We start from the raw sequence: 24,797 nt of genomic DNA on the forward strand, positions 1-24,797 counted from the left end.
AGGGCGGTCATCACGTCAGGACCTTCCGAATTCATTGTTGATGATGTCGAAGATGTCTTCGGCGGAGGCGGCGTCGAGGGCGAGTTCATCGTCCTCGCCGCCGTCGGCGCCCGCCGCGCTCTCGGTCTCGTTCCATGTCCGCAGCAGCGCTTCGAGGCGGGCCGTGACCCGTTCGCGTTCCGTCGCGTCGTCGGAGACGTGGGAAAGGGTGAATTCCAGCTTGTCGATTTCGGCGAGGGCCGGGAGTTCGGGTGTGGTGTCCTCGCCGAGGAGGTCGGCGCGCAGCACATCGGCCAGCGCGCCGGGCGTCGGATGGTCGAAGACCAGGGTGGCGGTGAGCTGGAGCCCGGTGGCCGCATTCAGCCGGTTGCGGAGTTCGACGGCGGTGAGGGAGTCGAAGCCCAGCTCCTTGAAGGCCCGGCCCGCCTGGACGGCCGTGATGTCGTCGTGTCCGAGGACGGCGGCGACCTCCGTACGGACGAGGTCGAGCAGGACCTTGTCCGCCTCGGACCCGGTGAGCCCGGCGAGCCGCTGCCGCAGGGACTCCGCCGATGCCTCGGCCGTGCCGCCGTCCGCTCCCTCCGCCGGGTCCGGTGCCAGGGCGGCGCGGACCTCGGGCAGATCGGCGATGAGCGGGCGGGGGCGGGCCGCCGTGAAGGTGGGGGCGAAGCGGTCCCAGTCGACGTCGGCCACCGTCACCACGGTCTCGTTCCGGTCCAGCGCCTGCTGAAGGGCGGCGATGGCGGAGTGCGGGGCCATCACCGGCAGGCCGCGGCGGCGCAGTTGCTCGGCCGCCTCGTCGTCGGCGACGAGTCCGCCGTCCGCCCACGGGCCCCAGGCCACGGAGGTGGCGGTCCGGCCACGGGCCCGGCGCTGTTCGGCCAGCGCGTCGAGGAAGGCGTTTCCGGCCGCGTAGGCGCCTTGGCCACCGCTGCCCCACACCGCGGCGATCGAGGAGAAGAGCACGAAGGCGTCCAGCTCGGTGTCGCCGAGCAGCGCGTCCAGATGGGCCGCGCCCGCGACCTTGGCGGCGACCACATCGGCCACCTCGGCCGGGGTGGTCTCCGCGAGCGGTGCGAACTGCCCGGCGCCCGCCGTGTGCACGACGGCGGTGAGCGGGTGCCCTGGCTGTTCGTCGCGGATCCGGGCCAGCAGCCCGGCGACCGCGTCCCGGTCGGTGACGTCGCAGGCGGCGACGGTCACCTGGGCGCCCCTCGCGATCAGTTCGGCCGCGAGTACGTCGGCGCCGGGGGCGCCGGGGCCCCGGCGGCTGGTGAGCACCAGATGCTCGGCGCCGTTCTCCGCCAGCCAGCGGGCCACGTGGGCGCCCAGCGCGCCGGTGCCGCCGGTGACCAGGACCGTGCCACGCGGCCGCCAGGGCGCACCGGTGGCCGGGGTGGACTCGGCGTGGGCGAGGCGGCGGGCCAGGATTCCGGCCGTACGGATCGCCAACTGGTCCTCGTGGTCGTCGCCGTGTCCCCCGAGCACACCGGCCAGGCGGTCGGCGGCCCGTTCGTCGAGCGTCGCGGGCAGGTCGATCAGACCGCCCCAGCGCTCCGGGTGCTCCAGCGCGACCACCCGGCCCAGGCCCCAGAGCTGCGCCTGTGCGGCGCTGCCGGTCGGTTCCGAGGCGGCGGTGGAGACGGCGCCGGTGGTGGCGCACCACAGCGGCGCGTCCAGGCCCACGTCCCCGAGCGCCTGCACCAGCACTCCGGTGCGCAGCAGCCCGGTGGGCACGGCGGGGTGGTCGGGGTGCGGGCGCTCGTCCAGCGCGAGCAGCGACAGCACACCGTGCACGGGCTCCTCGGCCGCCGCCCGGCGGATCCGGTCGGCCAGGGCGTCCCGGTCGAGGTCCCCGCCGTCGGCCGGGGTGATGCCGATGCGCCGGATGTCGGCGCCCCGGTCGGCCAGCGCGGCCACGACGCGCCGCACGGTCTCGGCGTGGCCCGCGGCCGGTTCGGCGACCAGCCAGACGCCGGGGGCGGCGGCGAGCCGCGGCTCCTCCAGCGGCTTCCAGGTCACGCGGTAGCGCCAGGCGTCGAGCGCGGACTGCTCACGTTCGCGGCGCCGCCACGCGGACAGCGCCGGGAGCAGCGCGCTGAGCGGCTGGTCCACGTCGATGCCCACCGCGTCCGACAGCGAGGCGAGATCGTCGCTCTCGACGGCCTCCCAGAACCGGGCACCGGCCGCGTCGACGGCCGTGGCCACCTCGCCGGACGTGTGGCGCGGGGTGCCGTCCAGCCAATAGCGCCGGCGCTGGAAGGCGTACGTGGGCAGCTCGACGCGGTGGGCGCCGGTCCCGGCGAACAGCGCCTCCCAGTCCACGGCCGCGCCCCGCACGTGCAGCGTGGCGAGGGCGCCGGTCAGCGTCTCCGTCTCGGGGCGCCCGGCGCGCAGTACGGGCACGAAGGCCACCTCTTCGGCACCGTCGCCTCCGGCGGTGACGCAGTCCTGCACCATGGCGGACAGCACCCCGTCCGGGCCGAGTTCGACGTAGGTGGTGACGCCTTGGGCCTCCAGGGCGCGGACAGCGTCGAGGAAGCGGACGGCGTGGCGGACGTGGCGCACCCAGTAGTCGGCGGCCATGCCCAGCTCGTCGGCGACCGGCTGCCCGGTGACCGTGGAGACGATCGGGATGCGCGGCGCGCGATACGTCAGCCGCTCGGCGACCTTGCGGAAGTCGGCGAGCATGCCGTCCATCAGCGGGGAGTGGAAGGCGTGGCTCACGGTGAGCCGCTTGGTCTTGCGGCCCCGCGCCTCGAACGACGCCGCGATCTCCAGCGCCACGTCCTCGTCGCCCGCGATGACCACCGAGGTGGGCCCGTTGAGCGCGGCGATGCCGACGCGCTCGGTGAGCAGCGGCTCGACCTCGTCCTCCGCCGCCTGCAGCGCGACCATCGCGCCACGGGCGGGCAGTTGCTGCATCAGCCGGCCGCGGGCGGCCACCAGCGTGGCGGCGTCCTCCAGCGACAGCACCCCGGACACATGCGCCGCGGCCAGCTCGCCGATGGAGTGCCCGGCCAGGACGTCCGGCCGCAGCCCGGCGGCCTCGGCCAGCCGGAACAGCGCCACCTCGATCGCGAACAGCGCGGGCTGGGTGAAGCCGGTCCGGTCCAGCGACTCCTTGTCGTCCCCGAACAGCACGTCGTACAGCGGCCATTCGAGGTGCCGGTCCAGCTCGGCGCAGACCGCGTCCAGCGCCTCCGCGAAGACGGGGCTGGCCTCGTACAGCTCACGGCCCATGCCGAGCCGCTGGCTGCCCTGCCCGGTGAAGAGCACGGCCGTACGACCCTCGGCGGGCACGCCCCGGACCAGCTGGGCGGCGGACTCGCCGCGCGCGAGGGCGGTGAGGCCCACGAGCAGCCGGTCCCGGTCCGGGCCGAGGACCACCGCGCGGTGCTCCAGGGCGGACCTGGTGGTGGCCAGGGAGTACGCCACGTCCACGGCGCCGAGCCCGGTGTCGGCCTCGAGGTGGGCGCGCAGCCGCTCGGCCTGGGCCCGCAGCGCGTCCTCGCCCTTGGCCGACAGCGGCCAGGCCACCACATCGGGCCGTACGAGGGGGCTCTGCGGTGTGCTGTCGACCGGCTCGTCGTGGACCGGGGCCTGCTCCAGGACCGTATGGGCGTTGGTGCCGCTGAAGCCGAACGAGGAGACGCCCGCGCGGCGCGGACGGCCGGTCTCCGGCCACTCCACCTGCTCGGTGAGCAGCGACACCGCGCCCGCCGACCAGTCCACATGCGGCGACGGATCGTCCACGTGCAGGGTGCGCGGCAGCACACCGTGGCGCATGGCCAGCACCATCTTGATGATGCCCGCGACACCGGCGGCGGCCTGCGTATGACCGATGTTGGACTTGATGGCGCCCAGCCACAGCGGCCGGTCCGCGTCCCGCTCCTGGCCGTAGGTGGCCAGCAGCGCCTGCGCCTCGATCGGGTCGCCGAGCCGGGTGCCGGTGCCATGGGCCTCGACCGCGTCCACCTCGGCGGCGGACAGGCCCGCACCGGCCAGCGCCTGGCGGATGACGCGCTGCTGGGCGGGGCCGTTGGGCGCGGTCAGACCGTTGGAGGCGCCGTCCTGGTTGATGGCCGAGCCACGGACGATCGCCAGCACCGGGTGGCCGTTGCGGCGGGCGTCCGACAGCCGCTCCACGAGCAGCATGCCCACGCCCTCGCCCCAGCCGGTGCCGTCCGCACCCGCCGCGAACGCCTTGCAGCGGCCGTCCGGAGCCAGTCCGCGCTGGCGGCTGAACTCGATGTACGCGCCGGGGCTGGACATGACCGTCACACCGCCCGCGAGCGCGAGCGAGCACTCGCCCTGGCGCAGCGCCTGGATCGCCCAGTGCAGCGCCACCAGCGACGACGAGCACGCCGTGTCGACGGTGACCGCCGGGCCCTCAAGGCCGAAGGTGTACGCGAGCCGGCCGGAGACCACGCTGGCCGCGTTGCCCGTGCCCAGGTAGCCCTCGACCTCCTCGGGGACGGTGTGCAGCGAGGCGTCGTAGTCCTGTCCGTTGGAGCCTACGAAGACCCCGGCGGAGGTGCCGCGCAGCGTGGCCGGGTCGATGCCCGCGCGCTCGAACGCCTCCCAGGAGGTCTCCAGCAGCAGCCGCTGCTGCGGGTCCATCGCGAGGGCCTCACGCGGCGAGATCCCGAAGAACGGGGCGTCGAAGTGGCCCGCGTCGTAGAGGAAACCGCCCTCGCGTGCGTAGAAGGTGCCCCGCCGGTCGGGGTCCGGGTCGTAGAGCGCGTCCAGGTCCCAGCCGCGGTCGGCCGGGAACTCGGCGATCGCGTCCCCGCCCGCGGTGAGCAGTTGCCACAGCTCCTCGGGCGTACGCACCCCGCCCGGGAAGCGGCAGCTCATCGCGACGATCGCGATGGGGTCGTCATCGACCGCCGCCGTCACGGCCGCGGGCTGCGAGGCCCCGGCGGCGACGGTGTCCGCCCCCATGAGTTCGCCGCGCAGATAGCCCGCGAGGGCGGCGGCCGTCGGGTAGTCGAAGACCAGGGTCGCGGGCAGTTGGACACCGCTGGCGGCACCGAGCCGGTTGCGCAGCTCGACGGCGGTCAGCGAGTCGAAGCCCAGCTCGCCGAAGGCCCGGTCGGCGGCGATGGACTCCGAGCCGTCGTGTCCGAGCACCGCGGCCACCTGCGTACGGACCAGGTCCAGCAGCAGCCGGTCCCGCTCCGCCTCGCCCAGTCCGGCCAGCCGGGCGGCGAGCGAGGAGCCGTCGGCCGCGGTCTCGGTGGCGGTGTTCTCCGCCGCCGCGCGGGTCTCCGGGAGGTCCGCGAGCAGGCGGCTGGGCCGGGCGGCGGTGAAGTCCGGTGCGAACCGGTCCCAGTCGATGTCCGCGACGGTGACCACGGTGTCATCGAGGTCGAGCGCCCGCTGGAGCGCGCCGATCGCCAACTCGGCGTCCATCGGCGGCAGTCCGCCCCGGCGCAGCCGCTGCTCCAGCGCCCCGTCCGTGGCCATGCCACCCTCGGCCCACGGGCCCCAGGCGATCGAGGTGGCGGGCAAGCCCTGGGCGCGGCGCCGCTCGGCCAGCGCGTCCAGATAGGCGTTGGCGGCGGCGTAGTTGCCCTGGCCCGCGGCGCCGAACGTGCCGCTGATCGAGGAGAACAGCACGAAGGCCGACAGCTCCCGGTCGCGCGTCAGCTCGTCGAGATGGGCCGCGGCGGCTGCCTTGGCGCGCAGTACGGACGTGAAGCGCTCGGGAGTGAGCGAGTCCAGTACGCCGTCGTCCAGCACCCCCGCCGTGTGCACCACGGCGGTCAGCGGCAGCTCGGCGGGAAGACCGGCGAGGAGCCGCGCGAGCGCGTCCCGGTCGGACACGTCGCAGGCGGCGACGGTCACCCGGGCACCGGAGGCGGCGAGTTCGTCACGCAGCTCGACGGCACCAGGGGCGTCGATGCCCCGGCGGCTGGTGAGCACCACATGCTCGGCGCCGCCCGCGACCAGCCAGCGGGCCACCTGCGCGCCCAGCGCGCCCGTACCGCCGGTGACCAGGGTCGTACCGGCGCCCGGCGTCCACGTGTCGCCGGAGGACGCGGCGGCCCGTACGAGCCGACGTCCGAACACGCCCGACGCCCGCACCGCGACCTGGTCCTCGCCACCGGCACCGGCACCGGCCAGCACCTCGGCCAGCCGCCCCAGCGCACGCTCATCGGCCGTCGCCGGGAGGTCGACCAGACCGCCCCAGCGCTCGGGCAGCTCCAGCGCCGCCACCCGGCCCAGACCCCACAGCCGCGCCCCCTCCGGGCTGACCGCTCCGTCCGAACGGCCCACGGCCACCGCGCCCCGCGTGGCCACCCACAGCGGCGCGCCGATGCCCGCGTCGCCCAGGGCCTGCGTCAGCGCGGCCGTCCGCAGCAGCGCGTCGCCGTCCGCGGAAGCCAACCCGTCCGCGTGTGCCGGACCGTTCGCGGGGACCAGACCGTCCGCGAGGCCCAGCAGGGACAGCACGCCACCGGTCACGGGCTCGTCGCCGACGACCCCGGCCAGCCGCTCGGCCACCGCGGCGCGGTCGTCGTCGGCGGCGGTCAGCTCGACGCGGCGTACGTCGGCACCGCGCTCGTTCAGCAGCCGTACGGCACCCGCCACCCAGGCGTCCTCGGCCGCCCCGGCCGGTACCACCACGAGCCAACGGCCGCCCAGGGACGTGGCGGAGCGGTCGGTGACCGGCTTCCACGACACCCGGTAGCGCCAGCCGTCCACCGTCGAACGCTCCGACTGCTGCCGCCGCCACGACGACAGCGAGGGCAGCAGGGCCTCCAGCGCGCCGTTGTCCTCGGTGCCGAGGTTCAGGGTCTCGGCGAGCGAGGCCAGGTCCGCACGCTCGACGGCCTCCCAGAAGCGGGCGTCGACCGCGTCCTGAGCCGTGGCTTCGGGGGTGGCGGTGGCGGTCCGCACGTCCAGCCAGTAGCGCCGCCGCTGGAACGCGTACGTAGGCAACTCCACGCGCCGCGCGCCGGTTCCGGCGTAGAACGCCTCCCAGTCCAGGGCCACGCCCCGGACCTGCAGCGCGGCGAGGGCGGAGGTGACGGTCTCGGCCTCGGGGCGGCCACCGCGCAGGGCGGCGACGAAGGCCACCGCCGCGTCGCCCTCGGCAAGGCAGTCCTGGCCCATGGCGGACAGCACACCGTCGGGGCCGAGTTCGAGGTAGGTGGTGACACCGTGGGCTTCCATCGTCCGGACGCCGTCGAGGAAGCGGACGGCCTCTCGGACGTGGCGCACCCAGAAGTCGGCTGTCGTGATCTCCTCGGCGGAGACGACGGAACCGGTGAGGTTGGAGACGATCGGGATGCGCGGGGCCTCGTAGGTCAGCCCTTGCGCCACCTCGCGGAACGCGTCCAACATGCCGTCCATGCGAGGCGAATGGAACGCGTGGCTTACGGTGAGCCGCTTGGTCTTGCGTCCCTGTGCCTCGAAGGTCGCCGCGATCGAGACAGCCGCATCCTCGTCACCCGCGATGACGACCGAAGTGGGCCCGTTGAGCGCGGCGATCGAGACGCGCTCGCTGAGCAGCGGCGTGACCTCGTCCTCCGAAGCCTGGACGGCGATCATCGCGCCACCGGCAGGCAGTTCCTGCATCAGACGGCCACGCGCGGCCACCAGCTTCGACGCGTCCGCCAGCGACAGCACACCCGCCACATGGGCGGCGGCCAGCTCACCGATCGAATGCCCGGAGAGGAAGTCCGGCCGCGGCCCCCACGCCTCGACCAGCCGGAACAGCGCCACCTCGACCGCGAACAGCGCGGGCTGGGTGAAGCCGGTCCGGTCCAGAGTCGTGGCGTCGTCCCCGAACAGCACCTCCCGCAGGGGCCGTTCGAGATGCGCGTCCAGGTGAGCACACACCTCGTCCAGCGCCTGCGCGAACACCGGATAGGCGTCGTACAGCTCACGCCCCATCCCCAGCCGCTGGCTCCCCTGCCCCGTGAACAGGAAGGCCAGCTTCCCGGCCACCGGCGAGCCCTGCACCAGGCCCGTGGCCGGTTCGCCGGAGGCCAGCGCCTCCAGAGCGCGCAGGAACCCGTCGCGGCCGTCGGCCACCAGCACCGCGCGGTCTTCGAAGGTGGTGCGCCCGGCGGCCAGGGTGTAGCCGATGGCGGCCAGGTCCACGTCCTCGTCAGCGGAATCGGCGCGCAGCCGGTCGCGCAGGTGGCGGGCCTGGTCGCGCAGCGCGTCCCGGCTCACGGCCGACAGCGGCCACGGCAGCACCGGCGGTACGGCGGTGGGCCGCGCAGTCCCGTCCTCGTGGTCCTCGGCGGCCGGCGGCTGCTCGATGATGGTGTGCGCGTTGGTGCCGCTGATGCCGAACGACGACACACCGGCGCGGCGCGGACGGCCGGTCTCCGGCCACTCCATCCGCTCCGTCAGCAGCGAGACCGCGCCGTCCTCCCAGTCGACGTTGGTCGAGGGCGCGTCCACGTGCAGCGTCTGCGGCAGCACCCCGTGCCGCATCGCCAACACCATCTTGATGATGCCCGCGACACCGGCGGCGGCCTGCGTATGACCGATGTTGGACTTGATGGAGCCCAGCCACAACGGCCGCTCCGCGTCCCGCTGCTGCCCGTACGTGGCCAGCAGCGCCTGCGCCTCGATCGGGTCACCCAGCGTCGTACCCGTACCGTGCGCCTCGACCACGTCCACATCGCCCGCCGACAGCCCGGCGGCGGCCAGCGCCTGCCGGATGACGCGCTGCTGCGACGGACCGTTCGGCGCCGTCAGACCGTTCGACGCACCGTCCTGGTTGATCGCGGAGCCCCGCACGACCGCAAGCACCGGGTGACCGTTACGCCGCGCGTCCGACAGCCGCTCCACGAGCAGCATGCCCGCGCCCTCGGCCCAGCCCGTGCCGTCCGCCGACGCCGCGAAGGACTTGCACCGGCCGTCCGTGGCCAGTCCGCGCTGACGGCTGAAGTCGATGAACGTCTCGGGGGTGGCCATGACCGCGACACCACCGGCCAGCGCCATGGTGCACTCGCCGGCGCGCAGCGCCTGGATCGCCCAGTGCAGCGCCACCAGCGAGGACGAGCAGGCCGTGTCGACGGTGACCGCCGGGCCCTCAAGACCGAAGGTGTACGCCACCCGGCCCGACGCGATGGAGCCCGCGTTGCCGGTGCCGATGTAGCCCTCGACACCGTCGGGGATGCCGTCGAGCCCGGTCACGTAGTCGTGGTACATGACGCCCGCGAACACGCCGGTCCTGCTGCCGCGCACGGTCGCCGGGTCGATGCCCGCGCGCTCGAACGCCTCCCACGAGGTCTCCAGCAGCAGCCGCTGCTGCGGATCCATCGCGAGCGCCTCACGCGGCGAGATCCCGAAGAAGTCCGGGTCGAAGTCGGCGGCGTCGTGCAGGAAGCCGCCCTCGCGGGTGTACGAGGTGCCCGCGTGGTCGGGGTCCGGGTGGTACAGACCGTCGAGATCCCAGCCACGGTCCACGGGGAAGCCGGAGATGCCGTCGCCGCCGGTGGCGACGAGCTCCCACAGCTCCTCGGGGGTGCGCACCCCGCCCGGGAAGCGGCAGCTCATGCCGACGATGACGATCGGGTCGTCGTCGACCGCCGGGGCCGCGCCCGTCCGTACGGGGACGAGCGGCGCCGTGGTCTCCTCGGCGCCCAGCAGCTCCTCGCGCAGATGACCGGCCAGGGCGGTGGGGGTCGGGTAGTCGAAGACGAGCGTCGCCGGGAGCCGCAGCCCGGTGACGGTCTTGAGGTCGTTGCGGAGTTCGACGGCGGTGAGCGAGTCGAAGCCCAGCTCCTTGAACGCCCGCCCGGCCTCGACCGCCTCCGGGCCCGCGTAACCGAGCACCGCGGCGACCCGGCCGCACACCAACTCCAGCAGCTCACGGTCCTGTTCGGGCCGGGCGAGCCCGGCCAGCCGCTGGGCGAGCGAGGAGCCGTCGGCGGTGCCGGCCGCGGCGGCGGCCCGCCGGACCGGGGTCCGCACCAGGCCGCGGAACAGCGCCGGGACGGTGCCGGTCGCCGTGGCCTCGGTGCGCAGCCCCGCGTAGTCGAGCCGCATCGGGAACAGCACGGCGGCACCGTCGGCGCGGGCCGCGTCGAAGAGCGCGAGCCCCTCGTCGGCGGCGATCGGGGCGACCCCGCCACGCGCGATGCGCCGCAGATCGACCTCGTCAAGGCCGCTGCCCATGCCCGCACCGCCCCACAGGCCCCAGGCCAGCGCGGTGGCCGGGAGCCCCTGGGCCACGCGGTGCTGGGCCAGCGCCTCCAGGAAGGAGTTGGCGGCGGCGTAGCTCGCCTGTCCGGGCGCGCCGAACACGGCGGCGGCACCGGAGAACAGCACAAACGCGGACAGCTCGTGGCCGCGGGTCAGCTCGTGCAGGTTGAGCGCCGCGTCCACCTTGGGACGCAGCACCCGCGCCACCCGCTCGGGCGTCAACGAGCCGAGGATGCCGTCGTCCAGGACACCCGCCGTGTGCACCACGGCGGTCAGCGGATGCTCGGCCGGGATGGCGGCCAGGGTCACGGCGAGCGCGTCGCGGTCGGCCACGTCGCAGGCCGCCCAGGTCACGGTGGCACCGGCCGCCGTGAGGTCGGCGCCCAGCTCCTCGGCGCCGTCGGCGTCGGCGCCACGGCGGCTGACCAGCAGCAGTCGCCGTACGCCATGGGCGGAGACGAGGTGGCGGGCGAAGAGGCCGCCGAGGGTTCCGCCGGCGCCGGTGATCAGTACGGTGCCGTTGGGGTCGTACGACGGGGCGGTGGCGGTATCCGCGTCGGCGTCCGCGCCGGATGCCTCGTGAGCGTCGATGGCGTCGGTGGCGTCGGTGTCAGCGGTGTCAGCGGTGTTCTCGGTGACCGGCACCCGGGCCAGCCGGGGCGCGAGCGCCGCGCCCGCGCGCAGCGCCAGCTCCGCCTCGTCCACGCCGAGCGCGGCGGGCACCGTACGGTACGAGTCCTCCTCGCCGTCCACGTCCAGCAGCACCAGACGGCCGGGGTTCTCCGACTGCGCGGAGCGGAACAGACCGCGCACGGCGGCGTACGGCAGATCCGCCACGCCCGCCCCCGGCTCGGTCTCCACCGCGCCCCGGGTCAGCAGCACCAGCCGCGAGGCGGCGAACCGCTCATCGGCCAGCCACTCCTGGAGCAGGGCGAGGGTGGTCTGCGTGGCCTCGTACACGGTCGCCGCGTCGGTGCCGTCGCCGTTGCCGTCACTGAGACCGACACCGGCACCGGCACCGGCACCGGCCAGCAGGACGGTGTCGGGCGCGGGTGCCCCGGCCGCCACGGCCGTCCGCAGCACCGACAGATCGCGATACGCGGCGAGCCGGATCCCGGACCCGAACGCGCCCTCCAGCACGGCCAGTTGACCGGCATCCGCGCCGAGCACCGCCCAGTCGCCCGTGGCCGCGCCCGTCGCGGGCGCCGGAACCGCCGTCCAGTCCAGCCGGAACAGCGACTCGTGCAGTCCGCCACGCGCCGCGCGGACCTGGTCGGCGGAGGCCGCCCGCAGCGCCACCGACTCGACCGTGGCCACCGGGCGGCCCGTGCCGTCGGCCACCAGCAGCGAGACCGCGTTCGACGGCCGCTCGGACAGCCGCACCCGGAGCGCACCGGCCCCGGCCGCGTGCAGCTGAACGCCGTTCCACGCGAACGGCAGCAGCGCGCCCTCGGCCAGCGCCGTATCGCGGTCGGCGCTGTCGAGGCCGATGACGTGCAGCGCGGCGTCGAGCAGGGCCGGGTGCAGGCCGAACCGCTCGGCCTCGGCGCCCGACGTCAGCGGCGCGTCCTCGGGGAAGCCCACCTCGGCGTAGAGGTTCTCGCCGAGCCGCCAGGCGCCCTTGAGCCCCTGGAACACCGGCCCGTAGCCGAGACCCGCCCCGGCCAGCTCCTCGTACAGCCCCTCGACCGCGATCGGCGTCGCGCCCCGCGGCGGCCATACGGCGAGCTCATCGGGCTCGCCGGACTCGGAGATCCGGGCGCCGGGCGCGAGCACACCGGTGGCGTGGCGCGTCCACGGCTCGGTCCCGAGCGCGTCCTGCCGACGCGAATGCAGGCTGAAGGAACGGCGGCCGGACTCGTCCGGCCCGTCCACGACGAGCTGCACCCGCACCCCGGTGTGCTCGGGCAGCACGAGCGGGGCTTCCAGGGTCAGTTCGTCCAGCCGCTCGCAGCCGACCTGGGCGCCTGCGGCGCCGGCCAGCTCGACGAAGGCCGTACCGGGCAGCAGCACGGTGTCCATGACCGCGTGGTCGGCCAGCCAGGGGTGCGTGCGGATGGAGAGCACACCCGTGAGCAGGAGCCCATCGGCGTCCGCGAGCGCGACGGCGGCGCCGAGGAGCGGATGGTCGATGTCGCCCAGTCCGATCGACTCGGGGTCGCCCGCCGCGAGGGCGGCGGCGCTGGGCCAGTAACGCTGGCGCTGGAAGGCGTAGGTGGGTAGCTCGGCCGGGTCCACCGGGGCGGCGCCCGCACCGGTGAAGACGGCCGCCCAGTCGGGCGTCACCCCACGGACGTGCGCTCGCGCGACGGCCGAGAGCAGCGCCTCGGCCTCCGGGCGGTCCTTGCGCAGCGCGGCGGCGAAGGCGGTGTCCTCGCCGGTCACGCACTCCTGCGCCATCGCGGAGAGAACGCCATCGGGGCCCAACTCCACGAAGGTGGTGACGCCTTGGGCTTCCAACGTCCGCACACCATCGAGGAAGCGGACGGCCTCGCGGACGTGGCGCACCCAGAAGCCGGGGCTGGTGATCTCCTCGGTGGAGACGACGTTCCCGGTGAGGTTGGAGACGATCGGGATGCGCGGGGCCTCGTAGGTCAGGCCCTCGGCCACCTCGCGGAAGGCGTCCAGCATGCCGTCCATACGCGGGGAGTGGAACGCATGGCTGACCGTGAGGCGCTTGGTCTTACGGCCCTGCGCCTCGAAGCCCGCCGCGATCTCCAGAGCCGCGTCCTCATCACCGGCGATCACGACCGACGTCGGCCCGTTGAGTGCGGCGATGCTGACCCGCTCGGTCAGCAGCGGCAGCACCTCGTCCTCCGACGCCTGCACCGCGACCATCGCGCCACCGGCCGGAAGCCCCTGCATCAGACGACCACGCGCCGCCACCAACTGCGCCGCATCGGCAAGCGACAACACACCCGCCACATGGGCGGCGGCCAGCTCACCGATGGAGTGACCCGAGAGGAAGTCCGGCGTCAGACCCCACGCCTCGACCAGCCGGAACAACGCCACCTCAACCGCGAACAACGCAGGCTGAGTGAACCCCGTCCGATCCAGTACGGCCGCGTCATCCCCGAAGAGCACATCCCGCAGCGGCCGATCCAGATACAGATCCAGATGCGCACACACCTCATCCAACGCATCCGCGAACACCGGATAGGCGTCATACAACTCACGCCCCATCCCCAGCCGCTGACTCCCCTGCCCCGTGAACAGGAACGCCACCTTGCCCTCAGCGACCGCCCCCTCGACCACGGACGGGGCGGACTCGCCCCGGCCCAGGGCACCGAGCGACCGCAGCAGTTCGTCCCGGTCGCCAACAGTCAGCACCGCACGCCGCTCCAGGGCGGCCCGGCCGACGGCCAGGGCGTGGGCGACGTCGAGCGGCGCCGACTCCGGTCGCGACGCGAGGTGGGTGTGCAGCCGCGCGGCCTGCTCCCGCAGCGCTTCGGCGTTCTTGGCGGACAGGACGAACGGCAGGAGGCCGCCGAGACCGTTCCGCTCGGGCGCCTCGGCCGGGGCGGCCGGAAGGGTCGGGGCCGGGGCCTGCTCGATGATGGTGTGCGCGTTGGTGCCACTGATGCCGAACGAGGAGATACCGGCACGGCGCGGACGGCCGACCTCCGGCCACTCCACCTGCTCCGTCAGCAGCGAGACCGCACCCGCCGACCAGTCCACATGCGGCGACGGCGCGTCCACATGCAACGTCTGCGGCAACACACCATGCCGCATCGCCAGCAGCATCTTGATGATGCCCGCGACACCGGCGGCGGCCTGCGTATGACCGATGTTGGACTTGATGGAGCCCAGCCACAACGGCCGCTCCGCGTCCCGCTGCTGCCCGTACGTGGCCAGCAGCGCCTGCGCCTCGATCGGGTCACCCAGCGTCGTACCCGTACCGTGCGCCTCGACCACGTCCACATCGCCGGTCGTCAGCCCGGCGCTGGTCAGCGCCTGCCGGATGACGCGCTGCTGCGACGGACCGTTCGGCGCCGTCAGACCATTCGACGCACCGTCCTGGTTGATCGCGGAGCCCCGGACCACCGCCAGCACCGGGTGACCGTTACGCCGCGCGTCCGACAGCCGCTCCACGAGCAGCATGCCCGCGCCCTCGCCCCAGCCGGTGCCATCGGCCCCGGCCGCGAACGCCTTGATCCGGCCGTCGGCGGCCAGTCCGCGCTGACGGCTGAAGTCGATGAAGTTCTCGGGGTGGACATCACTGTGACGCCGCCCGCGAGCGCCATCGTGCACTCGCCCTGCCGCAGCGCCTGCACCGCCAGATGCAGCGCCACCAGCGACGACGAGCAGGCCGTGTCGACCGTGACGGCCGGGCCCTCAAGGCCGAAGGTGTACGCCACCCGACCGGACACCACGCTCGCCGCGTTGCCCGTGCCCAGATGGCCCTCCAGGCCCTCGGGCGCCTGCATCAGCAGCGACAGATAGTCCTGGCCGTTGGTCCCGGCGAAGACACCGATCTGCTGACCGCGCAGCGTGGTCGGGTCGATGCCCGCACGCTCGAACGCCTCCCACGACGTCTCCAGCAGCAGCCGCTGCTGCGGGTCCATCGCGAGGGCTTCACGCGGCGAGATCCCGAAGAACGACGCGTCGAAGTCCCCGGCGTCGTAGAGGAAACCGCCCTCGCGTGCGTACGACGTGCCCGGACGGTCCGGGTCCGGGTCGTACAGCCCCGCCAGGTCCCAGCCACGGTCGGACGGGAACTCCGCAATCGCGTCCCCACCGGCCGTCAGCAACTTCCACAGCTCTTCCGGCGACCGCACCCCACCCGGGAAACGGCAGCTCATCGCCACGATCGCGATCGGATCGCCGGCCACCGCGACCGTCGGCGCGGCCACGCCACCGGTCACCGCGGCGTCCGCGCCCAGCAGCTCCGTGCGCAGGTGGTCCGCGAGGGCGGTGGCGTTCGGGTAGTCGTAGATGAGCGTGGCGGGCAGCCGCAGGGCGGTCGCCGCGTTCAGCCGGTTGCGGAGTTCGACGGCGGTGAGCGAGTCGAAGCCCAGCTCCTTGAAGGCACGCCCGGCCTCGACCGCCTCGGCACCGCCGTGCCCCAGCACCGACGCGACCTGCGTACGCACCAACTCCAGCAGCGTCTGTGCGCGCTCGTTGTCCGTCAGACCGGACAGCCGCTCCGCCAATGTGCCGGTCCCGGCGGTGGCGGCCACGCGCGGCGCGCCCTCGGCGGCCGGCGCCGGACGCGCGGCCCGTACCTCGCCGAACAGCGCGCTCGGCCGTACGGCGGTGAACTCGGCCAGGAACCGGTCCCAGTCGATGTCCGCGACCGTCACGGCGGTGTCATCGAGGTCCAGCGCCTGCCGCAGCGCGGTGAGCGCCGACTCGGGCGCCATGGGCGGCACGCCATCGCGGCGCATCCGCCGCTCCAGCGCCTCGTCGGCGGCCATGCCGCCCTCGGCCCACGGGCCCCAGGCGATCGAGGTGGCGGGCAAGCCCTGGGCGCGGCGCAGCTCCGCCAGCGCGTCCAAGTAGGCGTTGGCCGCAGCGTAATTGCCCTGCCCGGCGGCGCCCACCGACCCGGCGAACGAGGAGAAGAGGACGAACGCCGAAAGGTTCAGGTCGCGCGTCAGCTCATGGAGGTTCTGCGCGGAGGTGGCCTTGGCGCGCACCACACGCTCCAGGCGCTCGGCGTCCAGCGTGTCCACAAGGCCGTCGTCCAGCACACCGGCCGCGTGCACGACGGCGGTCAGCGGGAACTCGGCCGGTATGGACGCCAGCAGCTCCGCGAGCGCGTCCCGGTCCGCCACATCACACGCGGCGACGGTCACCCGAGCGCCCGACGCGGCCAGCTCATCCCGCAGCTCCACCGCGCCCGGGGCGTCGAGCCCCCGGCGGCTGGTGAGCACCACGTGTTCAGCACCGTTCTGCACCAGCCAGCGGGCCAGATGCGCACCCAGCGCGCCCGTACCGCCGGTCACCAGCACCGAACCCGAGGGCCGCCAGCCCTCGTCGTCCAACGTCCGGGTCCCGGAAGCCTCGGTCAGCCGACGTCCGAAGACGCCCGAGCCACGTACCGCGACCTGATCCTCGCCACCGGCCCCGGCCAGCACATCCGCCAACCGCCCGAGCGCACGCTCATCCACCGACTCCGGCAGATCGACCAGACCGCCCCACCGCTCCGGCAGCTCCAACGCCGCCACCCGGCCCAGACCCCACACCAGAGCCTGATCCGGGCTCACCCCACCATCCGAACGCCCCACCGCCACCGCACCCCGCGTCGCCACCCACAACGGCGCACCCACACCCGCATCACCCAACGCCTGCACCAACGCAGCCGTCCGCAGCAGACCCGACTCACCCTCGCCCACCGCCAGCAGGGAGAACACCCCCGCCACCGAACCGCCCACGACGGCCGTACGCAGCTCATCCGCCATCCCGGCGCGATCCACCACAGCCGACTCGACCACGCGCACATCCACACCACGCCCGGCCAGCAACCGCACCACACCCGAGGCCCACACACCCTCGGCCCCCTCCACCGGGACGACCACGACCCAGCAGCCACCCAGCACCCCGGCCGCCGACCGCTCCGTCACCGGCCTCCACGACACCCGATAACGCCAACCATCCACCGCCGAACGCACCGACTCCTGCCGCCGCCACGACGACAACGCAGGCAACACCTCACCCAGCGAAACCCCCGGATCCACCGCCAACTCCGCAGCCAACGCGGCCACATCCCCGCGCTCCACCACATCCCAGAACCGCCCATCAACGGCACTGCCCGATGCGGCAGCCTCCGCCGCCGGGGCCTCCTCCCACCAGTACCGCGTGCGCTGGAAGGCGTACGTCGGCAGCTCGACCCGCCGGGCACCGGTGCCCTCGAAGTAGCCGCCCCAGTCCAGGGACTGGCCCCGGACATGCAGCAGGGCGAGGGCGGCGGTCACCGACTCGGCCTCCGCACGCCCCTTCCGCAGCGTGGCGGCGAACGCGGCCTCGTCGCCGGTCACGCACTCCTGCGCCATCGCGGTGAGGACGCCGTCGGGGCCCAACTCGACCAAGTTGGTGACGCCCTGGGCTTCCAACGTCCGCACACCATCGAGGAAGCGGACGGCCTCGCGGACATGGCGCACCCAGAAGTCGGCGGTCGCGATCTCCTCGGCGGTGACGACGGAACCGGTGAGATTGGAGACGATCGGGATCCGCGGGGCCTCGTACTTCAGCCCCTCCGCAACCTCGCGGAACGCCTCCAGCATCCCGTCCATACGCGGCGAATGGAACGCATGGCTGACCGTGAGCCGCTTGGTCTTCCGACCCTGCGCCTCGAACGAGGCCGCAATCTCCAGCGCCGCGTCCTCATCACCGGCGATCACGACCGACGTCGGCCCGTTGAGCGCGGCGATGCTGACCCGCTCGGTCAGCAGCGGCAGCACCTCGTCCTCCGACGCCTGCACCGCGACCATCGCGCCACCCGCCGGAAGCTCCTGCATCAACCGCCCACGCGCCGCCACCAACTTCGCCGCATCCGCCAGCGACAACACACCCGCCACATGCGCGGCGGCCAACTCACCAATCGAATGACCCGACAGGAAGTCCGCACGCAGACCCCACCCCTCCACCAGCCGGAACAACGCCACCTCAACCGCGAACAACGCAGGCTGAGTGAAACCGGTCTGGTCCAGCGCCTCCGCGTCATCCCCGAAGAGCACATCCCGCAGCGGCCGCTCCAGATACAGATCCAGATGCGCACACACCTCATCCAACGCATCCGCGAACACCGGATAGGCGTCATACAACTCACGCCCCATGCCGAGCCGCTGGCTCCCCTGCCCCGTGAACAGGAACGCCACCTTGCCCTCAGCAACCGCCCCCTCGACCACACTCGAGGCAGCGGACTCACCCCGAGCCACCGCGTCCAGGCCCGCGAGGAATGTCTCGCGGTCAGTGGTGATGAGCGCCGCGCGCTGTTCCAGCGCGGTGCGGCTGGTGGCGAGCGAGAAGGCGAGGTCGGTCGCGCTCAGTTCGGGGTGGGTGCGGAGGTGGGTGGCCAGTTGTGCGGCCTGGGCGTGCAGCGCCTGGCAGTCCTTCGCCGACAGCAGCCACGGCAGCGCGGGCAGATCACGCGGCGCGGGCTCCACGACCGCAGCCGGAAGGGCCGGGGCCTGCTCGATGATGGTGTGCGCGTTGGTGCCACTGAGCCCGAAGGACGACACGCCCGCGCGGCGCGGGCGGCCCGTCTCCGGCCATTCCACCTGCTCCGTCAGCAGCGAGACCGCGCCCGCCGACCAGTCCACATGCGGCGACGGCGCGTCCACATGCAACGTCTGCGGCAACACACCATGCCGCATCGCCAGCACCATCTTGATGATGCCCGCGACACCGGCGGCGGCCTGCGTATGACCGATGTTGGACTTGATGGAGCCCAGCCACAGCGGCCGGTCCCCATCCCGCTGCTGCCCGTACGTGGCCAGCAGCGCCTGCGCCTCGATCGGGTCACCCAGCGTCGTACCCGTACCGTGCGCCTCAACGACATCCACATCACCGGCCGACAGCCCCGCACCGGCCAGCGCCTGCCGGATGACACGCTGCTGCGACGGACCGTTGGGCGCCGTCAGACCGTTCGACGCACCGTCCTGATTGATCGCGCTGCCCCGCACGACCGCGAGCACCGGGTGCCCGTTCTTCTCCGCGTCCGACAGCCGCTCGACCAGCAGCATGCCGACGCCCTCGCCCCAGCCGGTGCCATCCGCACCGGCCGCGAACGCCTTGATCCGACCATCCTCCGCCAGCCCGCGCTGACGGCTGAAGTCGACGAACGCCTCCGGCGTGGACATCACCGTGACGCCACCCGCGAGCGCCATCGTGCACTCGCCGCCGCGCAGCGCCTGAACGGCCATGTGCAGGGCCACCAGCGACGACGAACACGCCGTGTCCACCGTCACCGCCGGGCCCTCGAGACCGAAGGAGTACGCCACCCGCCCCGACACCACGCTCGCCGCGTTGCCCGTGCCCAGATGGCCCTCCAGACCCTCGGGCGCGGTGGAGACGAGGTCGGCGTAATCCTGTCCGTTGGTGCCCGCGAAGACACCGGTACGGCTGCCGCGCAGCGTGGTCGGGTCGATGCCCGCACGCTCGAACGCCTCCCACGACGTCTCCAGCAGCAACCGCTGCTGCGGGTCCATCGCGAGGGCCTCACGCGGCGAGATCCCGAAGAACGACGCGTCGAAGTCCCCGGCGTCGTAAAGGAATCCACCCTCACGCGCGTACGACGTCCCCTGACGATCCGGGTCCGGGTCGTACAGCCCCGCCAGATCCCAGCCACGATCGGCCGGGAACTCCGCAATCGCATCCCCGCCCGCCGTCAGCAGCTCCCACAGCTCCTCCGGCGACCGCACCCCACCCGGGAAACGGCAGCTCATCGCCACGATCGCAATCGGATCATCGGCCACCGCGACCGCAGGCGCGGCCAGGCCACCACTCACCGCGGCGTCCGCGCCCAGCAGCTCCGTCCGCAGATGGTCCGCGAGGGCGGTGGCGGTCGGGTAGTCGTAGATGAGCATGGCGGCCAGCCGCAGGCCCGTCGCCGCGTTCAGCCGGTTGCGCAGCTCGATCGCGGCCAGCGAGTCGAAGCCCAGCTCCTTGAAGGCACGTCCGGCCTCGACCGCCTCGGCCCCACCGTGCCCCAGCACCGACGCGACCTGCGCACGCACCAACTCCAGCAGCGCACGGTCCTGTTCGGCCTTCGGAACACCGCGCAGGCGCTCGCCGAGCGGAGTGGCGGAGTCGGCGTCGGTGACGACCTGTCCGGCGTCCGCGCCGGTCGCGGCGCGCGGCCCGGCCTCCGCCGCCAGCTCGGCGATCAGCGGGCTCGGCCGTACGGCGGTCAAAGTGCGGGCGAAGTTCTCCCAGTCGATGTCCGCGACCGTCACGGCGGTGTCATCGAGGTCCAGCGCCTGCCGCAGGGCGGCAACGGCGGATTCGGGCGCCATCGGCGGCATGCCCTCGCGGCGCATCCGCCGTTCCATGGCGTCGTCACCGGCCATGCCGGAGTCGGCCCACGGGCCCCAGGCGATCGAGGTGGCGGGCAAGCCCTGGGCGCGCCGCCGCTCGGCCAGCGCGTCCAAGTAGGCGTTGGCCGCAGCGTAATTGCCCTGCCCGGCGGCGCCCACCGACCCGGTGATCGAGGAGAAGAGGACGAACGCCGTAAGGTCCAGGTCGCGCGTCAGCTCGTCCAGATGGCGCGCGGCGTCGGCCTTCGCCCGGAGCACCGAGGCGAACCGCTCGGGCGTGAGCGAGTCCAATACACCGTCGTCGAGCACACCGGCCGCATGGACGACGGCGGTCAGCGGAAGCTCCGCCGGAAGCCCGGCCAGCAGCTCCGCGAGCGCGCCCCGGTCCGCCACATCACACGCGGCAACGGTCACCCGAGCACCCGACGCGGCCAGCTCATCCCGCAGCTCCACCGCACCCGGAGCGTCCAGCCCCCGGCGGCTGGTGAGCACCACATGCTCGGCACCGTTCTCCACCAGCCAGCGAGCCAGATGCGCACCCAACGCGCCCGTACCACCCGTGACCAGCACCGACCCGGCACCCGGTGTCCACGAGCCCTCGGAGGTCGACCCCGCCGCAGCCGCCCGCACCAGCCGGCGCCCGAAGACGCCCGAGCCACGTACCGCGACCTGATCCTCGCCACCGGCCCCGGCCAGCACATCCGCCAACCGCCCGAGCGCACGCTCATCCACCGACTCCGGCAGATCGACCAGACCGCCCCACCGCTCCGGCAGCTCCAACGCCGCCACCCGGCCCAGACCCCACACCAGAGCCTGATCCGGATTCACCCCACCATCCGAACGCCCCACCGCCACCGCACCCCGCGTCGCCACCCACAACGGCGCACCCACACCCGCATCACCCAACGCCTGCACCAACGCAGCCGTCCGCAGCAGACCCGACTCACCCTCGCCCACCGCCAGCAGGGAGAACACCCCCGCCACCGAACCGCCCACGACGGCCGTACGCAGCTCATCCGCCATCCCGGCGCGATCCACCACAGCCGACTCGACCACGCGCACATCCACACCACGCCCGGCCAGCAACCGCACCACACCCGAGGCCCACACACCCTCGGCCCCCTCCACCGGGACGACCACGACCCAGCAGCCACCCAGCACCCCGGCCGCCGACCGCTCCGTCACCGGCCTCCACGACACCCGATAACGCCAACCATCCACCGCCGAACGCACCGACTCCTGCCGCCGCCACGACGACAACGCAGGCAACACCTCACCCAGCGAAACCCCCGGATCCACCGCCAACTCCGCAGCCAACGCGGCCACATCCCCGCGCTCCACCACATCCCAGAACCGCCCATCGACCACCGAGCCCGGCGCGGCGGCCTCCGCCGATCCGGCCAGGGCCGGGGCCGGGGCGTTGAGCCAGTACCGCTGGCGCTGGAAGGCGTAGGTGGGCAGGTCGATCGTGCGGGCGCCGGTGGTGGCGTACGGGGCGGCCCAGTCGGCCTTCTTGCCCCGGACGTACGCCAGTGCCACGGCCGCGGTCAGGGTTTCGGCCTCGGGGCGCCCGCCGCGCAGCGTGGCGGCGTACGCGGTGCCGGCGGCGTCGGGCAGACAGTCCTGGGCCATGGCGGTGAGCACGGCGTCGGGGCCGAGCTCCAGGAAGGTGGTGGCGCCCTTGTCGGCCAGCGTCCGCACACCGTCCAGGAAGCGGACGGCCTCCCGGACATGGCGCACCCAGTACTCGGGCGAGCACAGCTCCTCGGCGGTGGCGACGCGCCCGGTGACGGTGGAGACCACGGGGATGCGCGGCGGTGCGTAGTCCAGCACCTGGGCGACGCGCCGGAATTCGGCGAGCATGCCGTCCATGAGCGGGGAGTGGAACGCGTGGCTGACGGTGAGCCGCTTGGTCTTGCGGCCCCGCTCCTCGAAGGACGCCGCGATCTCCAGCGCCACGTCCTCGTCGCCCGAGACGACGACGGAGTGGGGGCCGTTGACGGCGGCGATGCCGATCCGGTCCTCGCGTCCGGCGAGCAGCGGCAGTACCTCGTCCTCCGACGCCTGCACCGCGATCATCGCGCCACCGGCCGGAAGCTCCTGCATCAACCGGCCACGGGCCGCCACCAGCGCGGCGGCGTCCTCCAGGGACAGCACACCCGCCACATGGGCGGCGGCGAACTCGCCGATGGAGTGTCCGGCGAGCAGTTCGGGGCGCAGTCCCCAGGACTCGACGAGGCGGTAGAGCGCGACCTCGACGGCGAACAGGGCCGGCTGGGTGTAGTCGGTGCGGTCGAGGAGGGCGGCTTCGGGACTGCCCTCCTCGGCGAAGAGCACGTCGAGGAGGGGGTGTTCGAGCTGTTCCTCGAGGTACCAGCAGGCATCGTCGAGGGCTTCGGCGAAGGCGGGGTAGGCGTCGTAGAGCTCGCGGCCCATGTCGAGGCGCTGGCTCCCCTGTCCGGTGAAGAGCAGGGCGAGCTTTCCGGCGGCGGGGGTGCCGCGTACGACGGTCGGTGCGTCGCCGTCCTCGGCGAGGGTGCGCAGGGCGGCGAGGAAGCCGTCGCGGTCGCCGGCGAGGAGCACGGCGCGCTGTTCGAAGGTGGCGCGGGTGGCGGCCAGGGAGTGGCCGATGTCGGTGAGGGCGAGCCCGGGATCGGCCTCCAGCAGCGTGTGCAGCCGTTCGGCCTGGCCGCGGAGCGCGTCGGTGGTCTTCGCGGACAGGGTCCAGGGCAGGACGGCGGGTTCCGCGGAGCCATCGCCATCGGGGTCCTCGGCTTCGTTCCGCTCCTCGCCGTCGGCCGGGGGCTGTTCGATGATGGCGTGGGCGTTGGTGCCGCTCATGCCGAACGAGGAGACGCCCGCGCGGCGCGGGCGGTCGCTCTCCGGCCAGGGCCGCGCCTCGGTCAGCAGCTCGATGTCACCCGCGGTCCAGTCGACATGCGGGGTCGGCTCGTCGATGTGCAGGCTGCGCGGCAGGACGCCGTGGCGCATCGCCATGACCATCTTGATGATGCCGCCGACACCGGCCGCGGACTGGGTGTGGCCGATGTTGGACTTGAGCGAGCCGAGCCACAGCGGCCGGTCCGCCGCGCGCTCCTGGCCGTAGGTGGCGAGCAGCGCCTGGGCCTCGATGGGGTCGCCCAGCGTCGTACCGGTGCCGTGGGCCTCCACCGCGTCGACCTCACCGGACGACAGCCCGGCGTTGGCGAGTGCCTGGCGGATGACGCGCTGCTGGGCGGGGCCGCTGGGGGCGGTGAGGCCGTTGCTGGCGCCGTCCTGGTTGATGGCGGTGGAGCGAACGACGGCGAGGACCCGGTGACCGTTCTTCTGGGCGTCCGAGAGCCGTTCGACGAGCAGCATGCCGACGCCCTCGCCCCAGGCGGTGCCGTCGGCGGCGGCGGCGAACGGCTTGCAGCGTCCGTCGGCGGCGAGGCCGCGCTGGCGGCTGAAGGCGATGAACGAGCCGGGGTTGGCCATGACGGCCGCGCCACCTGCGAGCGCCATGGTGCACTCGCCCGCGCGCAGCGCCTGGACGGCCAGGTGGAGCGCGACCAGGGAGGAGGAGCACGCGGTGTCGACGGTGACGGTGGGGCCTTCGAAGCCGAAGGTGTAGGCGATCCGGCCGGAGGCGACGCTGGCGGCGTTGCCGGTGACCAGATAGCCCTCGAAGCCCTGTTCGGCCTCGTGCAGCCGGGGGCCGTAGTCCTGGGTCTCGGCGCCGACGAACACACCGGCCCGGCCGCCCCGGAGGGTCGCGGGGTCGATACCGGCGCGTTCGAAGACCTCCCAGGAGGTCTCCATCAGCAGCCGCTGCTGCGGATCCATCGCGAGGGCCTCGCGCGGCGAAATGCCGAAGAACGCCGGATCGAACTCATCGGCGTCGTGCAGGAATCCGCCTTCGCGGGTATAGCTGCTGCCTGCCTTGTCCGGGTCGGGGTCGTAAAGCCCGGCGAGATCCCAGCCCCGGGTCACCGGGAATTCGGAGATGACGTCTTTTCCGCCCGCGACGATTTCCCACAGTTCTTCGGGAGAGCCGACCGAACCGGGGAATCGGCAGCTCATTCCGACAATGGCGATGGGCTCGTCGGCGGCGATCGGGCCCATTGTGGCGTCGGCCGAGGACACGTCGGAACCGTCGTTCTCACCGAGCAGTTCGGCGCGCACATGGCGGGCGAGGTCGGCGGGGGTGGGGTGGTCGAAGGCGAGGGTGACCGGCAGTCGCAGTCCGGTGGCGGCGGTCAGCCGGGCGTGCAGATCGACCGCGGCGAGGGAGTCGAAGCCCAGGTCGAGGAAGGGGCGCTCGGGGTCGAGGAGGTCCGGCGCCTTGTCCTTGAGGGCCTGCTCGACGATCTCGCCGACCCAGGCGGTGAGGGCCTCGGCGCGCTCGGCCTCGGGGATCTGGGCGAGCCGGTCCCGCCACGGGGGCGCTTCCTCGGGGCTCGCGCCCCCCATTTCGGTGTGCTCGGGCGTGAAATCCACGGACTCACTCACCATCGCGCGCCCCATTACCCTCGCAGACATAACACCAAGACCGTACGTCAGCTTTACACAGGGCAGGGCGGCTAGAAACCCCTTCAAACCCCCTATGGACCCCTATCATCCCTTTGGAGTCCCGTATCCGGGGGGCATCGGGCAATG

At 73.4% G+C, this 24,797-nt stretch carries 1 protein-coding gene and 2 pseudogenes; all 3 read right to left on the reverse strand.

Annotated elements, in window-relative coordinates; all coding sequences use genetic code 11:
* Positions 1-15: 15 nt before the first annotated feature.
* Positions 16-14,430 carry a type I polyketide synthase gene (locus CGL27_RS50980; protein WP_240450550.1) on the reverse strand — a complete coding sequence of 4,805 codons (14,415 nt, stop codon included), beginning with the start codon at positions 14,428-14,430 and terminating at the stop codon, positions 16-18.
* A pseudogene (locus tag CGL27_RS53540) lies at positions 14,427-19,709 on the reverse strand (type I polyketide synthase); the annotation flags it as partial. The gene CGL27_RS50980 and the pseudogene CGL27_RS53540, both read right to left, overlap by 4 nt.
* Positions 19,707-24,680, reverse strand: a pseudogene (locus tag CGL27_RS53545) (type I polyketide synthase); the annotation flags it as partial. The pseudogenes CGL27_RS53540 and CGL27_RS53545, both read right to left, overlap by 3 nt.
* Positions 24,681-24,797 lie beyond the last annotated feature (117 nt).

Source organism: Streptomyces sp. 11-1-2, assembly GCF_003595545.1.
GTDB classification, from domain to species: Bacteria; Actinomycetota; Actinomycetes; order Streptomycetales; family Streptomycetaceae; genus Streptomyces; species Streptomyces hygroscopicus_B.